The organism is Candidatus Zixiibacteriota bacterium (assembly GCA_014728145.1).
Lineage (GTDB): Bacteria > Zixibacteria > MSB-5A5 > JAABVY01 > JAABVY01 > WJMC01.
In genome coordinates this window covers 1-16,379 of record WJMC01000077.1, presented here as the reverse complement: position 1 = coordinate 16,379, position 16,379 = coordinate 1, and the positions used below count along the sequence as shown (strand labels likewise).

14 protein-coding genes are annotated in these 16,379 nt (G+C 50.6%); 7 read left to right on the top strand and 7 right to left on the bottom strand.

Going from position 1 to position 16,379, the window contains the following annotated elements; translation table 11 throughout:
- Positions 1-489 precede the first annotated feature (489 nt).
- Both GF404_05020 and prmC read left to right on the top strand, forming a co-directional pair.
- Complete coding sequence (locus GF404_05020) at positions 490-696, top strand: twin-arginine translocation signal domain-containing protein (GenBank protein ID MBD3381542.1); 207 nt, start codon at positions 490-492, stop codon at positions 694-696.
- Positions 697-699: 3 nt separating this feature from the next.
- Positions 700-1,560, top strand: a complete 861-nt coding sequence (prmC, locus tag GF404_05015; GenBank protein MBD3381541.1) for a peptide chain release factor N(5)-glutamine methyltransferase — start codon at positions 700-702, stop codon at positions 1,558-1,560.
- 109 nt (positions 1,561-1,669) lie between these two features.
- Here the strand turns inward: prmC and GF404_05010 are convergent, their stop codons facing one another.
- Positions 1,670-2,437: a hypothetical protein gene (locus GF404_05010; GenBank protein MBD3381540.1), complete on the bottom strand. Its 768-nt coding sequence runs from the start codon at positions 2,435-2,437 to the stop codon at positions 1,670-1,672.
- Positions 2,438-2,807: 370 nt separating this feature from the next.
- Here GF404_05010 and GF404_05005 point away from each other — a divergent pair, with 370 nt between their 5' ends.
- The 3 genes from GF404_05005 (at position 2,808) to GF404_04995 (ending at position 5,240) form a co-directional block, all read left to right on the top strand.
- Positions 2,808-3,143, top strand: coding sequence for a hypothetical protein (locus GF404_05005; protein MBD3381539.1), 336 nt, complete (start codon positions 2,808-2,810; stop codon positions 3,141-3,143).
- A 112-nt stretch (positions 3,144-3,255) separates the two neighbouring features.
- A complete protein-coding gene (locus tag GF404_05000) occupies positions 3,256-3,741 on the top strand; it encodes an HIT domain-containing protein (GenBank protein ID MBD3381538.1) in 486 nt (161 codons plus the stop codon).
- A gap of 2 nt (positions 3,742-3,743) precedes the next feature.
- Positions 3,744-5,240, top strand: a complete 1,497-nt coding sequence (locus GF404_04995) for a hypothetical protein (protein MBD3381537.1) — start codon at positions 3,744-3,746, stop codon at positions 5,238-5,240.
- On the opposite strand, the gene GF404_04990 is transcribed toward GF404_04995, so the two are convergent.
- Positions 5,232-5,966, bottom strand: a complete 735-nt coding sequence (locus GF404_04990) for a UDP-2,3-diacylglucosamine diphosphatase (GenBank protein MBD3381536.1) — start codon at positions 5,964-5,966, stop codon at positions 5,232-5,234. The genes GF404_04995 and GF404_04990 overlap by 9 nt on opposite strands.
- A 220-nt stretch (positions 5,967-6,186) precedes the next feature.
- Between GF404_04990 and murA the strand changes: the two genes are divergently transcribed.
- Complete coding sequence (gene murA, locus GF404_04985; GenBank protein ID MBD3381535.1) at positions 6,187-7,449, top strand: UDP-N-acetylglucosamine 1-carboxyvinyltransferase; 1,263 nt, start codon at positions 6,187-6,189, stop codon at positions 7,447-7,449.
- Between the two features lie 24 nt (positions 7,450-7,473).
- On the top strand, positions 7,474-10,611 hold the full coding sequence (locus tag GF404_04980; protein ID MBD3381534.1) for a hypothetical protein: 3,138 nt from the start codon (positions 7,474-7,476) through the stop codon (positions 10,609-10,611).
- A 404-nt stretch (positions 10,612-11,015) separates the two neighbouring features.
- Here the strand turns inward: GF404_04980 and GF404_04975 are convergent, their stop codons facing one another.
- The 5 genes from GF404_04975 to GF404_04955 form a co-directional block, all read right to left on the bottom strand.
- Entirely contained in the window at positions 11,016-13,172 is a 2,157-nt protein-coding gene (locus tag GF404_04975) for a S1 RNA-binding domain-containing protein (protein ID MBD3381533.1), read from the bottom strand.
- 128 nt (positions 13,173-13,300) lie between these two features.
- Positions 13,301-13,927: a superoxide dismutase gene (locus tag GF404_04970; protein ID MBD3381532.1), complete on the bottom strand. Its 627-nt coding sequence runs from the start codon at positions 13,925-13,927 to the stop codon at positions 13,301-13,303.
- 41 nt (positions 13,928-13,968) lie between these two features.
- A complete protein-coding gene (locus tag GF404_04965) occupies positions 13,969-14,532 on the bottom strand; it encodes a redoxin domain-containing protein (protein ID MBD3381531.1) in 564 nt (187 codons plus the stop codon).
- A gap of 182 nt (positions 14,533-14,714) precedes the next feature.
- The gene (locus GF404_04960) at positions 14,715-14,891 is read right to left on the bottom strand and encodes a hypothetical protein (GenBank protein ID MBD3381530.1); all 177 of its coding nucleotides are present in this window, start codon (positions 14,889-14,891) and stop codon (positions 14,715-14,717) included.
- Positions 14,892-14,947: 56 nt separating this feature from the next.
- Positions 14,948-15,316: a hypothetical protein gene (locus GF404_04955; protein ID MBD3381529.1), complete on the bottom strand. Its 369-nt coding sequence runs from the start codon at positions 15,314-15,316 to the stop codon at positions 14,948-14,950.
- Positions 15,317-16,379: the final 1,063 nt, after the last annotated feature.

Sequence of the window (16,379 nt, the reverse complement as noted above, 5' to 3'; positions counted from 1 at the left end):
GTTCGGCTACGAGGGTGTTCCTCGCCAGAAAGTCGAGTTGATCGACAGGGGTATCGCCCGCAACGTGGTCTGGAATTCCTATTTCGCCAACCTGGCCGGACGCAAGTCGACCGGTCATGCGCATCCCGCGTACAAAGTCTTTACCCCCTACCCCAAGTATATGGTTATGGATGGTGGCCAGAGAAATCTTAAAGAGATGATCGCCTCGGTCGAGCGTGGAATCTATATCACCCATTTCTGGTATGTCAACTACCTCAACCCGATGCGCACTATGGTGACCGGCACCACGATCGACGGTACTTTCCTGATCGAAAACGGCAAGCTGAGCAAACCGATCGTAAATATGCGTATGGCGCAGTCGATTCTTCAGGCACTTGAAAATGTCAGCCTGCTGTCGGCCGAGCAGATGCTTTACGAGCAATTCTCGGTCACCATGCTGTTGCCGTGGGCCAAAATCGACAAGTTCAATTTTATGCACGAGGAAGAAGCATGACTGAAAGGCGTGATTTCCTGAAATACTGCGGGCTGGGTCTTCTGACGGTGTCAATTTTCCCCGGAGATCTGCTGTCGTCTTCGAACCGCCTGGAAGCGGATTGTAAAAAATGTTGTCAGCCACGGCGTCGCCTCTATGGAAACTACTCGCGTGGATGCAGTGGATGGCATCTCAATCCCAATGAGATTTCCATTCCGGAATAACTTATGGCCCTGCACCTGATTGACCTGATTAATTTCTCCGACCAGCTTTTAGACCACGCCGGTGTCGAAGCACCCCGCCAGAATGTAGAACGGATGCTTGAAAAAGTGATGAGTTTGAAGCGGATCGAACTCTACCTCAATCCCAAACGGGAGGTTACAGTATCCGAAGAGGCCGAGTTCAAGAATATGCTGGATCGCAGGCTGGCCTCGGAACCACTCCAGTATATACTGGGTGAGACAGAATTCTATGGAATCAAATACAAATGCGACCGCAGGGCCCTGATCCCCCGCCCCGAAACCGAGTTTGTTGTACAATCCGCTCTCAAATACATTGACAGGCACAGGGGACTCAGGATTCTCGACCTGGGATGCGGTTGCGGAGCGATCGTTGTGGCGGTAGCGGTTAAGAATCCCGATCAGGATTATTTCGCGTCGGATGTGTCCACCGATGCAATTGAATTGGCCCGTGAAAACGCATCTTTAAACGACATCAGTGATAAAATCGAATTTCGTACAGGCTCCATGTTGAGCCCGTTCAAGAACGACGATCTTAAGTTCAACCTCGTACTTTCTAACCCGCCCTATATCAAGAGCGGTGAATTCGAGCTTCTGCATGAGCAGATCAAACGCTTCGAACCGCGCCGGGCTCTATTGGCCGGTCCGGACGGACTGGAATTCATACGGCAGATGATCTCTGAAGCATCTGAACACCTTCAAACAGACGGTTTTTTGATTTTTGAGGTCGGGCTCGGCCAGGCTGAACTGATCCGGGAATTCATCTCCAGCCGGAGCGCTTTCGAATATGTGGAAAGCGTAGTCGATTACCGTGGTGTCAAACGGGTTGTGGTACTAAGAAAGGTATAAAAAAAAGGGATGCGTTCTGCATCCCCGACAGAGGTAAATCAGTGTCCGATTAAATCCCATTATTTAGTTAAGCTTTTCGATTCTCCGATCGTCCCCGGAAACATAGCTCCTATACGCTCAATAGTCCAAAAACCGTTTTTGCACTCTGCTGTCCCTGGGCCAAAACCGCCACTGCAACCCGGTTCTGCAAAAGATAATTGACATAGTTAGTCTGCTCCAGGGCATAATCGGTATCACGCAGGTTGGACTCCGCCTGCATCATATTGCCCTGTGCGACTTCGAGATTCTGGCGGTAGGCCTCCAGGTCGTTTTTGCTGGTAGCCCCGACCTCAGCGTGGGCGTTGAAAACTGTCCCCAGCGCCTTGTCGATCTCCTCGATAGCGGCGGCCGCCGCCTCGGGATCCGAAATATCGAAATTGGCGAGCTTCTCGAGATCAGCCACTGAACCCTCGGAACCATCCAGAAGCTTCTGTTTGCCGTAGGAAGTTTCCGAGGCTATCCGATTGTAGGATTCCACTAAATAGTCAGCGCTCTGCTGATACGCCTGGGCCACATTTTCATCGTTGGTGGCCGAATTGGCCGCGCCGACAGCCAGCTCTCGCAATTCGATTAACTGATCTTCCATCTCATACATGGCCTGGTCAGCCACGTTGTTGAGATTAATCTTATTATCCAGGGCCTTGAGTTTGGCCGAAACCTCTCCCATTTGCGACCGCATCTGTTCCGAAATAATCAGACCCGCCGGATCATCAGCGGCATTATTTATCTTCAGACCGGAAGACAGCTTTGAACCGGTCTTTTTCAAAGACCGCTGAAAGATGGAGACATTGCGTACCGCGTTCAGCATACCCGCGGTATTGTACACGGTCATACTCATAAGTAACTCCTTTTTGCCCACTTATGTTATAAGCAAGCCCTATGCCTCGGCAATACGGAATCGCGACAATATGCGCAGGCCCGCTAAGTTGCTGTCAGACATACAAATCAATCACCTCCATCAAATCATAACTTATAGGCGTGCAGATACTTATATGGGATTTTATGTAAAAGTTGTGGGGTTTGTCCCACATTCTCAGGCCATTTTTTTATACGCAATCCCGGACGTGGAGTTCGGTATGCTCTTTGAACAGATTGGAATCTATGCAGGCCAATGACTTAGCTCTAAAATATGTTAATCTTCCATTGAACCTTCAGCAGGCATGATTTTTGATCTGTAATAGTCAAAGTCTAAATGGGGAGGACTCTCTATGAATGTTTCCACAAACCTCACTGTTGCCGCTGATCTACAGTCGCAAAAGAGTGTGCGCGAGCAATTTTCGCAACCGGTAGATCAGGCGCAGAAACAGAAGAACGAGGAGCAACCGAATGTAATCGAGGCCGCCGTTCAAAAAGTTGAAGACAAAAATTCCCTCGATTTCAAGAAGAACAACCAAATCGGAAGTGAAAAAGGCACAGAGCTCATGATCAAGAAGGAGTCTCCCAAGGAGGCCCTCGATAAGTTCATGAAGCAAAACCCGGTATCCTATGCGGCGGAAAAAGGAGGCGGTGCCGGAAAACTTGTCGCCAGGCCTTTTTCGAACTGATCCCGAAATCATCAGCCGCCAATATATTCCCGCGCAACTGCTTGTATCCTAAATGGTTGCGCGGTTTTTGTTTTTGATTGCCTTGAAGCCCCTACTCTCTTATTATAAGTGTATGAAGAAAAAAATGTATGCGCCCTGGCGAACCGAGTACATACTGGGCCCCAAGGAAAAGGGATGCCTGTTCTGCCGGATCATTAAAGAGAACCGTGATCGGCAGAATTATGTGCTTTATCGAGGGGAAAAGGTGATAATTATCATGAATCGCTATCCCTATGTCTCCGGGCATCTTATGGTTGTCCCGATGCGTCACCTGGCGCACCTGGAGAAACTTCCCGAAACCACCGCTCTGGAGCTCATGACCGAGACACAGCGAGCTGTTACGATTCTCAAACAGGCACTCAGACCGCATTCCTTCAATGTCGGGATCAACCTCGGACATCAATCCGGAGCCGGAGTGCCCGGGCATCTCCACCAGCATATTGTACCGCGCTGGCATGGTGACACGAATTTTCTGGATGTTATCGGTCAAACACGGGTTGTTTCGGTCTCTCTCGACCAGGTCTACGAAACGCTGTACAAGCATTTTCAGGAACGGTAACTATGAAAATGCCGACCAAGGCCGAGCTCCAGAGGCTCCAGAAAATCTATCGCACCGACAAGAAAATCGGGGAAGCGCTGGGCGGAATCCCCGAGTACCTGGTGGCCTACTGGAGACGTAAAAAAGGTATCTCGAAGCCGAGTTTTGCCAAGTACTCGGAACAGCAGATCCGCGAGCTATGGGAACGCTACGGCGATGACTTCCATTGTGGCAGGGAGCTCGGAATTTCCAAAGCGGCCTTCTACAGCTGGCGCCGACGCTATAACATCAAGGAAAAACCCCAGGCCCTGAAACTGGAACAGCTCGAATTCAGGTTCGGTTCGGAGACCAAGATGGGACGCAACGGCGTCTTCGTCGAATATTACCAGACAGCCTTTCAGAAAATCCTGGCGGCCTCGGCTGAGCGCGAAAACGTCCAGCCGGGCGAACTGGTCAGGCTCACCCCGGATTTGCTTCTTCTGCCGATCGAACGGGCGGTCGAAATGGATGATCACGATTATTCCAAAAGGTGCTATTTCGTAGCACCACTGCAGGTCTCATCAGCACCAGTCAAAATTGAAACGTCACACCTGGTGAATGGTTGTTTTGATCTGTATCAGCGCGGTTTGATCCGTCCTAACATGCTTCTGGTTTCAACTTTTCCCCAGCTCCATGCCATGGGTGCGTTTTCCGCGGCGGTAGTAATGATCGATGATAAGTACTCTGAGGCAGCCCTGGCCAAAGCGGTCGACTACCAGGTGCCGGAGATGGTGCGTGTCAATATTCCCAGCAAACTTCCACGGGGGTTGTCGGTGGTAGACCTGATGGGCTTTTTCGTCGAACAACTCAAAATCGAATCGCTCAAAGGCAAGCTGGTCGAATTCTCCGGATCGGGGATAGAGAAATTCTCTGCTGAGGACAAGATGTCGCTCTGTTTGTTCACTAAAATACTGGGGGCAAAATCAGCTTTCTGTCTGTTTGACGAACTAACCCGCAAGACCCTGGCACGCAGGACCAAGGTTAATTACAAGATGCTGTTTTCGGATAAGAGCGCCCACTATGAGTCCGAGTTTCTGCTCAACACGGTCGGCCTGGAAAGCTATATCTTCAAATCAACAGCAGACCTCAGACCTGAAAGAATCTCCGAATCATCCAAAATCAAACCTGACCTGGTTTTTCTGGGTGGCGCCTGCGGTGGATCATTCGGGCTTTTGAAAGCGGCGGCTGACGCTGTCAGGGGCCAGAAGTGTTTAAAAGGTATTCGCTGTTTCGTCTCCCCCATGACCCAGGATGACCTGACAGAGGCGATCCGTAAAAAAGTGGCTAATACTATGGTTGAATTCGGGTGTGAATTACTGCCTGTGGGACTCACCTTGAATGGATTTCTGGAGATGTTCAAACCGACCGGCACGCTCTTGACCGTACCGGATTTCCATGACACCGCAGATCACGAAATCGAAATAATCTTTTCTTCAGCCGAATCCGCCCTCAGTCTCGCTTCCGGGAAAAAGTCAGGCTGACGAGTCCTCCCAGAACTTGAGTTCGATCCGTCCCGCTTCCATCTCGAGATAACTGAAGTTTTCCACCCAGTCGCCGGTATTGAAATACAGCCCTTCCTCGAACTCGACTTTTTCCGGAACATGAGTGTGCGCGATAATAACGATATCTTCACCCGATCTCAGCTGTTGGTGAGCATAGTTCCGATACTCAGCTAAAAAGCTCTCTTTGGGGCGTTTCTGGGTATGTCCGCGGGATGTCTGGGAGACATGCTTGGCCAGGGGAATTCCAAGGTCGGGCGGTATCAAGCGGTACATGAATATATTAAAGCGATTGCGCAGAATCCTCTTCAGCATTCGATATCCGCGATCTTTTTTTGCAATACCGTCGCCGTGAGTAATCAGCAGACGTTTACCATCGAGTTCCGTCCGGTAATCGTCGCGATGGATCTCGAAACCGACCTCGCCTGAGAGGAAGTCGCCCAGCCAGTGGTCATGGTTGCCGGTGATATAGTGCAGATCTATTCCGGCTTCCTTCAACCGGGCGAATTTTAAGATGGTGCGAAGGTGATGTTTGGGAATGGCATGGCGGTACTCGAACCAGAAATCGAACAGGTCGCCAACGATATAGAGTTCCCTTCCCCTCGCCAGAACCATTTCGAGAAAAGAATGCAACCTGGCCAGCTTGAGCTCTTCTCTTTTTTTGAAGTTCTCCCCCAGATGAGCATCGGACATAAAAAAGCGAGTCATGAGAGAGATTATACGTTGAACTTCACGGGATGTAAATCAAAATCTGGCCAGTCACTCGGTCATGGCTAAAATCTACCTGATAGAATATCAGGTTTGCCAAACATATTGAAACTTTTTACATTTGGCGGCAGAAATTTAGCAAGAATTAAATCCTGATCGTGTCGAACTACGCGGGGAACCGCGTTGAGTGTAGATCGTTATAACAAACAGAAAGGGAATCATGGATAGATTTATGATCCGTGGCGGTCGCCCCCTCTCCGGCCGTGTGCGCGTTTCCGCCTCCAAGAACTCGGTCCTTCCGATTCTGGCCGCCGCGATTCTGGCTGACAAAGGCGAATCTGTTATTCACGACGTTCCGAATTTGCGGGATATCGATATCATCCTGAAGCTTTTAAAAGCTGTCGGATGTAAGGTAGACTGGAACCGTAAGGACAAGGTCGTGACTATCAATGCGGAAAACCTGAGCGACTACGTGGCCCCCTATGAGCTCGTGCGCCAGATGAGGGCTTCCTTTCTGGTTTTAGGACCGCTATTGGCCCGGATGGGAAAAGCCAAAGTCTCGCTTCCGGGTGGATGTTCATTGGGACAGAGACCGGTCGACTTGCATATCAAGGGGTTTCGCAAGCTGGGAGCCAAAGTTACCGAGGACGCCGGCTATGTCATGGCCGAGTGCGATCGTCTCGACGGCGGAATTTTCTGTTTCGATCGACCATCGCATACCGGCACAGAAAACATCATAATGGGCGCGGTGACGGCCTCCGGCACGACGACGATCATTAACGCGGCCATGGATCCCGAGGTAGTCGATCTTGCGCAGTTTTTGAACAGCATGGGGGCTTCAGTCGAAGGTGCGGGAACCCCCACGATTACAATTAAAGGAGTTAAAAAGCTTACCGCGATTGAACATACGCCGATTCCGGATCGTCTTGTGGCTGGAACTTACATGACCTGTGTAGCTGCCTGCGGTGGCCATGCTGAACTCGAAAACGTTTCAGCGGAACACCTCGGCATAGTTGTGCAAAAATTCATAGAGATGGGTTGTGAAATCAATGCTAATCACAGCCGACTAACGATAAAGGCACCCAAACGGCTGAAAGGAGTGGAAATTATCACAATACCCTACCCCGGATTCCCGACCGATTTGCAGGCTTGCTTTATGACCCTGGCGGTTGTGGCTGAAGGAATGAGCCGTATTCGCGAGACAGTATTTGAAGATCGCTTCTCACATACAATGGAGCTGATCCGGCTGGGCGCGAAAATAACGATTGCCGGCGATACAGCGGCGATCGAGGGTGTCCCCAGGCTGACCGGTACGACCGTGATGGCTTCGGATATTCGGGCCGGTGCCGCCTTGGTGGCCGCCGGGCTGGCGGCCGAGGGCGAAACCGTGATCAAGAGAATCTATCATATCGATCGCGGTTACGAGAACCTCGAGGACGGTATCCGTGAGCTGGGCGGTGACATGGCCCGAGAACAGGAATAGTTTAACATAGATAAGGTGGTGGTTATGCGCTCACTTAAAATCATCCTGCCCGCCTTGATATTGTGCCTGCTGTTATCAGAAATTGGGATCAGCCAGGAGGTATATTTCGGCAAGAATAAAGTCCGTTACCGCGACTTTGACTGGAAATATATTCAGACGCCGAATTTTGATATCTATTTTTACGAGGAACAAGTGGAGCTGGCGGAATTTGCCGCCCAGGAGCTTGAGAGGGCCTACAAGGTAATCGCGGAACAACTGCGCTACTGGCCCCGAAGCCGAATACCAGTGTTTCTGTACAACGCTCCCAACGAGTTCCAGCAGACCAACATCATACCCAATATCCTCACAGAGGGAGTCGGCGGTTTTACCGAGGCATTCAAAAATCGTATGGTGTTTCCGTTTAACGGAGCTTACGAGGATTTCCGGCATGTCGCTCATCACGAGTTGACGCACGCTTTCACATACGACCTCCTCTACGGCGGAGCGATCGGATCGGTTCTCTCACGGCAGTATATCTTCCAGCAACCCCTCTGGAACGCTGAGGGTTTCGCAGAGTATTCCTCCCGTTATGGCTGGGATGTCGAAGCCGACATGATCATGCGTGATGCCACGATCAACGACTATATCCTGCCACTCGACTATATTTCAGGCTACCTGGCCTATAAGCAGGGTCAGTTGATTATCAATTACATTGCCGATAAGTATGGCGAGGAAAAGATTTCCGAACTCCTGTTTAAAGCCAAGTCGATGCTCTCGATGGGTAAAGCCATGAAGAAAACTTTGGGGCTAAGCTACGAGGAGTTCGACGAGGACTTCGCCAAGTATTGCCGCAGGCTGTACTGGAACGAGCTATCCAAACGCAAGGAAGCAGAGGAACTGGCCAAGCGCTTGAGCGACCATGAGAAGGACGGATCCTATTTCAACGAGAAACCGGTATTCGCGCCCACTGGCGACAAGCTGGCGATCTTTACCGACAAGGCCGGCTACACCGAGATAGTGATAATTTCCACGGTCGATGGAGAGGTTCTCGATGAACTCGTAAAGAGCTCGCGCTCTGCCGATCTCGAGTCACTGCACTCCTATGTCTCCGGGATGTCATTTTCTCCCGACGGCAAAAAGCTGGTATTTATCGGTAAAAGCCAGGGCGAGGATGCTCTCTGGATATATAACGTTCGTGAAAAGGAAACGATCGCCAAGCACAAATTCGGTTTTGCCTCGATCGTCAATCCCTCCTGGGGCGGAGCGGATTCCAACCAGATAGTCTTTACCGGGTTGAAAAACAGCCAGAATGACCTGTATCTTTTCAATGTCGAAACCGAGGAACTTACACAGCTTACCGATGATTTCTATGACGACAACGAAGCATCTATTTCACCCGATGGTCGCTATATCGCGTTTGCCTCCGATCGTCCTAAAGTTGCCACCGGTGATGTTTCAAATACCAGCAGTCGCTTCGAATACGGCACTTATAATATCTACCGTCTTGATCTCGAAACCGGGGAAATTCTTGCCATTACAGAAGGCGAGGACCAGAAGCATTCGCCGACCTGGTCACCCGACGGCCAAAAACTGGCGTTTGTGGGAGACTACAACGGGATTCAAAACCTGTATGTAAAAGATCTCCAGAAAGGCGATCTGTTCCCGGTCACGGATATTTTGACAAACGTCAAGTCACCGTCCTGGTCACCCAAAGGCGACAAGATAGCATTCTCCAGTTTCAACAACCGCGGCTATGATATATTCCTGCTGACAAAGATCAGGCCGGTCGCGGACTCGCCCTATGATCTCGAAAAGACCGCCTACTACAAGGGCGAAATGGTTGCCCCGATCGAATTTGCTATGACGCACAGCGTTCCGTCTGAAGACACAGTAGAAACGGTCGATTCAGTCGAGGCGACTGATTCAACCGGTTCGGAGTTCGATATTGAAGATGACCAGGAAGAATACGGTGATTATGTCTTCAAGTCGGGTACTTCGGATCGTATGCCGATTCCGGTCGATTCCTCGGACGCCTTTGATGTCGATTCGGCCAGGACTGCGCGCGATTCGCTGTACGGTCTCAATGACGATGGCAGTTACGAGGTCAAAGACTACAAGACCAAGTTCACTCCCGACCTTGTTACGGGCGGGGTCTCCTATGACACCTTTTTCGGTCTACGCGGGCAGTCTCTGCTTTTGATCTCGGATTATCTCGGCAATCACCAGTTCTATATTATCACCGACCTCGTCAATACAATCGACCAGACTAATTTCCAGATATACTATTTCAACAACGCCAACCGGATCAACTGGGGTGGCGGGATCTTCCATTCCAAGTATTATTATGTCGACGCGATCGACCGTCTTTTCTCGGATCGATTCTATGGTGTCTCGTTTTCAGCGGTCTATCCCTTCAGTACATTCAATCGCCTGCAGTTGGATTTCTCGCAGTTGTTTATCGACAGGAAATACTACGATCCCCCCTATGACAACTCCAACAACAAAAACGGTACTGTGACACTGTCATATGTTTCCGACAACGTGCTCTGGGGTGCAACCGGACCGGCCAAGGGTAAACGCTGGAAACTGCGCTTCGAGAAGACACTCGACATTTACAGCAACGCTCTTTCCTATTGGTCGACTACCCTGGATTATCGCAAGTATTTCGATCTCGGTAAACGTTTTTCGACAGCGTTCCGGCTGGCAGGTGGATATTCCGGCGGAGCCAACCCGAAGCAGTTCTTCCTGGGTGGTACCACGAACTGGATCAAAAATGTCGAGGTTGACCAGGATATATACAATGTCGACAACCTCTATTTCTCCGAGATCGTCACGCCCCTGCGCGGTTATGACTACTATGAATTCGGTGGTCGCAAATATCTGCTGACCAACCTGGAACTGCGTTTCCCGTTTGTAGATTACCTTGTGGCGCGCTTCCCGCTTCCGATCTTTTTAAGCCGGATCACCGGCGCGTTGTTCTGGGATATGGGCGCGGCCTGGAACAATGATGATCTCTTCCGGGGTACTTACGACGGTCATTTCCGCGACATCAAAGCCGCTTTCGGCTACGGCGCGCGGGTTAACCTGGGATTCCTGCTGTTGAAATTCGACACCGCCTGGCGTACTGATTTCGACGGCACCTCCAAACCGCGTTATTACTTCTCGCTCGGCGCGGAGTATTAGATATAATTAATTTTTCGAGATAAACAGGCCGCCCGAACTGACCGGGCGGCCTTTGTATAATCACCCACGAAGCTGATATTTCATAGGCGGATCAGCATTCATCATAGATCACAGGGACAGCAGTCGTCGCCTCCCCATGAGCCGGCACTGCAGTCACCGGGGAGACTACCACCGGGGCAGATGTACATTTCATCTGATAGGTAACAGAATAGACTCACTACATAGGTAAAAAAATCCCACCCGTTGAGTGGGGTACAAAGTCAGGAAAGACTCCTGCCGGCAAATCCAGATTGCGTCGTCGTCTCACTCCTCACAATGACATGGATACGCGACTCGTCATTACGACGGAATAGTCAATTCTCCACAGCGAGAATAAAACTGTAGCTGTCTGGCACGGAATTATATTACTTCACGCCCTTCATCGTCAATGCGATGCGGTTGCGTTCCAGGTCGACTTCCTGGACTTTGACTTTCACTTTCTGGTTGACCTTGATGATTTCTCGCGGGTCTTTAATGAATTTATCGGCTATCTGGCTGACATGCACCAACCCGTCCTGATGCACTCCGACATCGACAAACACCCCGAAATTAGTGACATTGGTGACGATCCCGGGAAGCACCATACCGTCGTGCAGATCCTCGATCTCATGCACTGATTCATCGAATGAAAACTCCTCGAACTCTTCGCGGGGATCGCGCCCCGGTTTGGCCAGCTCGGTCATGATGTCCTCCAGAGTCGGCAGGCCAACCGTGTCGGTCATGTAGCGTTTGAGATCAATCCGCTTGCGTAAATCCTCGGATGACATCAGGTCAGCGACCGTACACTTCAGGTCTTTTGCCATGCGATCGACTATATGATAGCTCTCGGGGTGAACTGCAGATGAATCCAACAGGTTTTCGGCATTATAAATCCGCAAAAATCCAGCCGACTGCTCAAACGCCTTGGGACCGAACTTGGCGACATCCATTAAGTTCTCTCGTGTCTTGAACGCGCCCTGCCTGGCCCTGAACCTGACGATCTGGTCAGCCAGGTGAGGTCCCAGCCCGGAAACATAGGTCAGAAGCTCGCGGCTGGCGGTATTGAGCTCCACCCCGACCAAATTGACACAGATCGAGACGGTGTCGTCGAGAGCTTTCTTGAGCGCGGATTGATCGACATCATGTTGATACTGGCCCACCCCGATCGACTTGGGATCGATCTTGACCAGTTCCGCCAGGGGATCCATCAGACGCCGTCCAATAGAGACCGCCCCGCGCACCGTGAGGTCATGATCAGGAAACTCTCGACGGGCGACTTCGGAGGCGGAGTAGATCGAGGCACCGCTCTCGTTGACCATGACGATTTGGATCTTTTGCGACAGGCCGAGACTACGGATGAATTTCTCGGTTTCACGCCCGGCGGTGCCGTTGCCGATCGCGATCGCTTCGATTTCGTAGTCTTCGACCAGCTCGTCGACAACGAAACCGGCCTCATCGGGATTGCCGTTGGGCGGATGCGGGTAAATCGTTGTATGTTCCTGCAGGTTGCCCTGGCGATCCAGCACCACGACTTTACAGCCGGTGCGAAAACCGGGATCGATTGCCAGCACCCGTTTCTGTCCTAACGGCGGTGCCAGAAGAAGCATCCGGAGGTTTTCGGCAAAAACCCGGATCGCCTCGGTGTCGGCCTGACGTTTGGACTCGGAACGGATTTCATTTTCCATCGAAGGTGCCAGGAGACGTTTGTAAGCGTCTTTCACGGCCAGGCGGACTTGCTCTGAAGCTTCACTTTTGCCATCCACAAACAGCTCATATAAAATCGACAGAGCACGTTCCTCTGGTGGAAGGATATGAACCGACAGGTAGCCTTCGCGTTCTCCCCTCATGATGGCATGCAGGCGATGAGAGGGCAGATCACGCAGGAGTTCCTCCCAGTCGAAATAGTCTCGATATTTAGCTCCCAGAGCTTCGTTGTCTTTGGTAACCACCGAACGAACGGTGGCTTTATCGGCAAAGAATTCCCGCATACTGGTGCGCGTGTCAAGGTCTTCATTAATCCATTCGGCGATGATATCCCTCGCGCCGGAAAGGGCATCCTCAATGCTTTGTACCTGCTTTTCAGGATCTATATATTTTTCTGCCTCGTCCCTGATGTCGAACTCTTCCTGCTCAAAGATCTTCTCGGCCAATGGCTCGAGACCCTTTTCACGGGCGATTGTGGCTTTTGTCCTGCGTTTGGGTTTGTAGGGAAGATAGATATCCTCGAGCTCAGTCATCGTCAGAGCGGCAACGATCTGTTCTTTGAGTTCCTCGGTCAACAGCTCACGATCATCGAGGGATTTCAGAATAGCCTCGCGCCGTTTGTCTATCTCGCGCAGTTCCTCGATTCGGTCACGGATATCGGAGATTAAAACCTCATCCAGACTGCCGGTCGCCTCCTTGCGATAGCGGGCGATAAACGGCACCGTGTTGCCTTCATCCAGAAGGCGTACTGTCTGGTCGACCTGGTGTCGGGTCAGTTCCAGTTCACGGGCGATCTTGATAATATTGTGTTCGTTGCGGTCACCGAGATAATCTGTCATATGCCATTCTCCATTGTAAGCCGGAAAATACAAGAGCAGATGGCATGGGTCAAGATAATGACGATAAAAAAAAGCCCGGCGATTTCTCGCCGGGCACAGTTGCCTAGCCCCTTGTTGTCATACCCGTACTATTTTACGTATTTTTTGAAGCGCTCATTGATACGGCCCCAGTGCAGATTATTTAAAAAGTTCTCGAGATACTTGGCACGGGCCGGACCATCCTTGTGATAATAGGCGTGCTCGAAGACATCCAGCGAGATCAACGGGATACCGCCCCAGATCGCGCCGTACTGGTGTTCATCGACCAGGACATTCAAAAGCCTGCCGGAATAGAGCTGGTCAAAAACCAGAAGTCCCCAGCCGGAGAGTTTGGCGGCAAAGGCGGTTTGCTTGAAATCTTCTTTCCATTTGTCGAAACTGCCGAATTCCTTTTCGATCGCGGCTTTTACTTCCGGTCCCTTATCGGGATCACCGTCGCCACCCAGGCAGTCCCAGTAGATGTCATGTAAAAGCGCGCCGGAATGATTCCAGGTGAAGCGACGCTTGAGTTCGCCGAAATCAGACCAGTTGCCGTTGGCGGCTGAGACATCGGCCTTCTCCAAGCCCTGTTCGATTTTATTCAAAAAATTGACATAACCCTTATGATGCGTATTGTAATGCCAGTCTGTCGTTTCCGGTGAGACGACATCCTTTAGAAGATCTTTGGCTTCGTCGTCGGAGTACGGTCGCTTTTTAAATTCCCATTCATAAGCCATGATTTCACATCCTTTCTATTTCAATTAATAAATAAAGTCTCTTAAATCTTACCTACCAGGTCGAGGCCCGGCCTGAGAGTTTTGCCACCCGGTTTCCAGCTGGCCGGGCAGGCTTCACCGTCGGATTCACGGACATACTTGGAGGCCTGCAGTTTGCGCAGGATCTCGGTTGCACTGCGACCGATCGAGTTGTCATGAATTTCCATCGAGCGCAGGATACCATCCGGATCAATAATAAAAGTGGCCCTCAGCGAGACACCCTGGCCCTCCAGGTAGGTGCCGAAGGATTTACACAAATCTCCTGTCGGGTCAGCCAGCATAGGGTACCTGATCTTCTTGATTGCCGGTGAAACATCATGCCAGGCTTTGTGCACAAAGGCGGTATCGGTTGAAACAGAGAGTATCTCAGCATCCGATTCCCGGAACTGATCGTAATGATCAGCGGCTTCCTCGAGCTCGGTCGGGCAGACAAAAGTGAAATCGGCCGGGTAGAACATAAGGGTCAACCATTTACCGCGATAATCAGAAAGCTTGATCTTTTTAAGTTCGTCGTCATGATAAGCGTCCAGTTCGAAGTCAGGAATTTCCTGTCCAACTTTTACCATTTCTTCCTCCCGAATATTTACTGTTATTCTTTTCTCTTTAATCCCGGTTACACCGGAGAATTTTGTAGTATATAAACTAAACAGGCCGGCTAATGTTCCTGAGGGCGTGATAAAAATTTACTAAAAAGTAGGGATTTTTCGTAATTTACTGGCAGATAATTATTTCGTCGTAATGGATATGATCAACTTCGACGGCGACGTTTGAGTTTTCCTGCCAGTGGAAATGTCAGTCCGAAAAACAGTCCGAAAAACAGGAAATTTCCCCAGCTGAAATTTCCGGAGGCGGAGTATATAAACAGATTTACCGCTATCGTAACGGCCAGGCTGATCACAAGGCTGGCCAGTAACTGCTTAACCATGATGATAAATTAAAGCTCTCCCAAAAAACAGGAAGGCCGGATTAAATCGTGAGAAGTTACTTGATCATGTCGAGAATAGACTCTTCCATCCGATCGGGTTGCGTAAGGCGGATCCTCTCGGCCATTTCGCCCAGGATCTCCTTGGCCTCTCCATAATACTCGCGTCCACAAAGCAACAGGATTGGGATCTCGAGCTTAAAACATGTGGAGAGAATATCCTCGGTAGTTATAGACATCTCCTGAGTCGGTATGACTTTGTGAAAATACCCAACCACCACGCTGACATTGTCGCTTTTCGAGAGATGGCCGACATATTTACCGTGATTGTCAAAGCCGTTGCCGAGTGGAATTGTAGTATGGCCCTGAATCGTCAGATTGGCCAAAACGAGTGGATCAGTGCCTTCAAAATAACCGATAACTCCCATGCTTCAGCTCCTGCTAAAATGCCTGCGCAACATAGTTGATTGGGGGTAAATTAAGTTTCGAGTGATAAAAGTCAACCCAATTCTGTAATCGGGATGCAGGGGTATTCGCAAGTCAGGTTATCCTGTTCGCTTTTGACCAGGACTTTGATCTTGTCGGCCGGGATATCCTCAAAACTGAAGTTCCCGTGATAGCGCCATTCTTTCTCCGGGCGCCAGTCTGTACCGCGCTCACCCGGATTCTGGTAGAACGGTTTATCCTCGTCTTTGAGTTTGTGAAAGTCATCCGGGAGAGCATAGATCACCGGCCGAACTCCCATGTTCATGGCATAGTCTTTATGTATCGCGACAGCATAGGGTTCGAAATTCCAGCGCACATAGCGGGGCCTCCAGCGCAACAGCTTGAGCGCTTCAAGAGGCGGTTGCGCAGTAAAAGAAACGACTTTATAGCCTCCACGAATGTGATAGTAAGAGGCCCATAGTTTTTTCATTTCAACTATCCTTCGAAGTGTGTCCAGAGCTGAGCGTGGATAACTGCTTTCGGCACAGAAGAGAGCATGGTAATACGCCGCCGAGTTTTCCCCGGGCCAGGAGCGGTAAGCGGTACGGGTGTAGTGCGTCAGGTAATTCCATGATTCGTCACGCAGGATCGGATTTATCTTTTCCAGGTCGATTGCGCAACCGGGACGATGTCCGGCCGGATCGTAATTGACATTATAGTCGAGTGTGGCCCTGGTGACCTTGGCAGGATTTTCGAGGATCAGCTTTTCGAGATTGCCATTTGTGCGAAGCGAAACCGGGTAGATGTGATTAGCCAAAGATACCACCGTGCGGTCGCGTTCACTCCAGGCGCTTTTACCGCGATGTCCCTTCTTGGCGACTTTGAAGAACATAAATCCGGTCAGTTCCCGGTCGAGCTCGTAGTCATGGGTCAGCTCACTGATCAGCTGGTCCTCGTCTTCCTTGTCGGTGATCGGGAGGACTATAATCTGGCGGCCGTTATTGAACCTGGTCGCCCATACCAAAAATTCCCAGGTATTCATACCGATCGAGGTGATAATTGTAT

Bases quoted from the DNA above. Each gene is read 5' to 3' on its own strand.
- GF404_05020 (MBD3381542.1), top strand. From the start codon at position 490: ATGACTGAAAGGCGTGATTTCCTGAAATACTGCGGGCTGGGTCTTCTG.
- prmC (MBD3381541.1), top strand. From the start codon at position 700: ATGGCCCTGCACCTGATTGACCTGATTAATTTCTCCGACCAGCTTTTA.
- GF404_05010 (MBD3381540.1), bottom strand. From the start codon at position 2,437: ATGAGTATGACCGTGTACAATACCGCGGGTATGCTGAACGCGGTACGC.
- GF404_05005 (MBD3381539.1), top strand. From the start codon at position 2,808: ATGAATGTTTCCACAAACCTCACTGTTGCCGCTGATCTACAGTCGCAA.
- GF404_05000 (MBD3381538.1), top strand. From the start codon at position 3,256: ATGAAGAAAAAAATGTATGCGCCCTGGCGAACCGAGTACATACTGGGC.
- GF404_04995 (MBD3381537.1), top strand. From the start codon at position 3,744: ATGAAAATGCCGACCAAGGCCGAGCTCCAGAGGCTCCAGAAAATCTAT.
- GF404_04990 (MBD3381536.1), bottom strand. From the start codon at position 5,966: ATGACTCGCTTTTTTATGTCCGATGCTCATCTGGGGGAGAACTTCAAA.
- murA (MBD3381535.1), top strand. From the start codon at position 6,187: ATGGATAGATTTATGATCCGTGGCGGTCGCCCCCTCTCCGGCCGTGTG.
- GF404_04980 (MBD3381534.1), top strand. From the start codon at position 7,474: ATGCGCTCACTTAAAATCATCCTGCCCGCCTTGATATTGTGCCTGCTG.
- GF404_04975 (MBD3381533.1), bottom strand. From the start codon at position 13,172: ATGACAGATTATCTCGGTGACCGCAACGAACACAATATTATCAAGATC.
- GF404_04970 (MBD3381532.1), bottom strand. From the start codon at position 13,927: ATGGCTTATGAATGGGAATTTAAAAAGCGACCGTACTCCGACGACGAA.
- GF404_04965 (MBD3381531.1), bottom strand. From the start codon at position 14,532: ATGGTAAAAGTTGGACAGGAAATTCCTGACTTCGAACTGGACGCTTAT.
- GF404_04960 (MBD3381530.1), bottom strand. From the start codon at position 14,891: ATGGTTAAGCAGTTACTGGCCAGCCTTGTGATCAGCCTGGCCGTTACG.
- GF404_04955 (MBD3381529.1), bottom strand. From the start codon at position 15,316: ATGGGAGTTATCGGTTATTTTGAAGGCACTGATCCACTCGTTTTGGCC.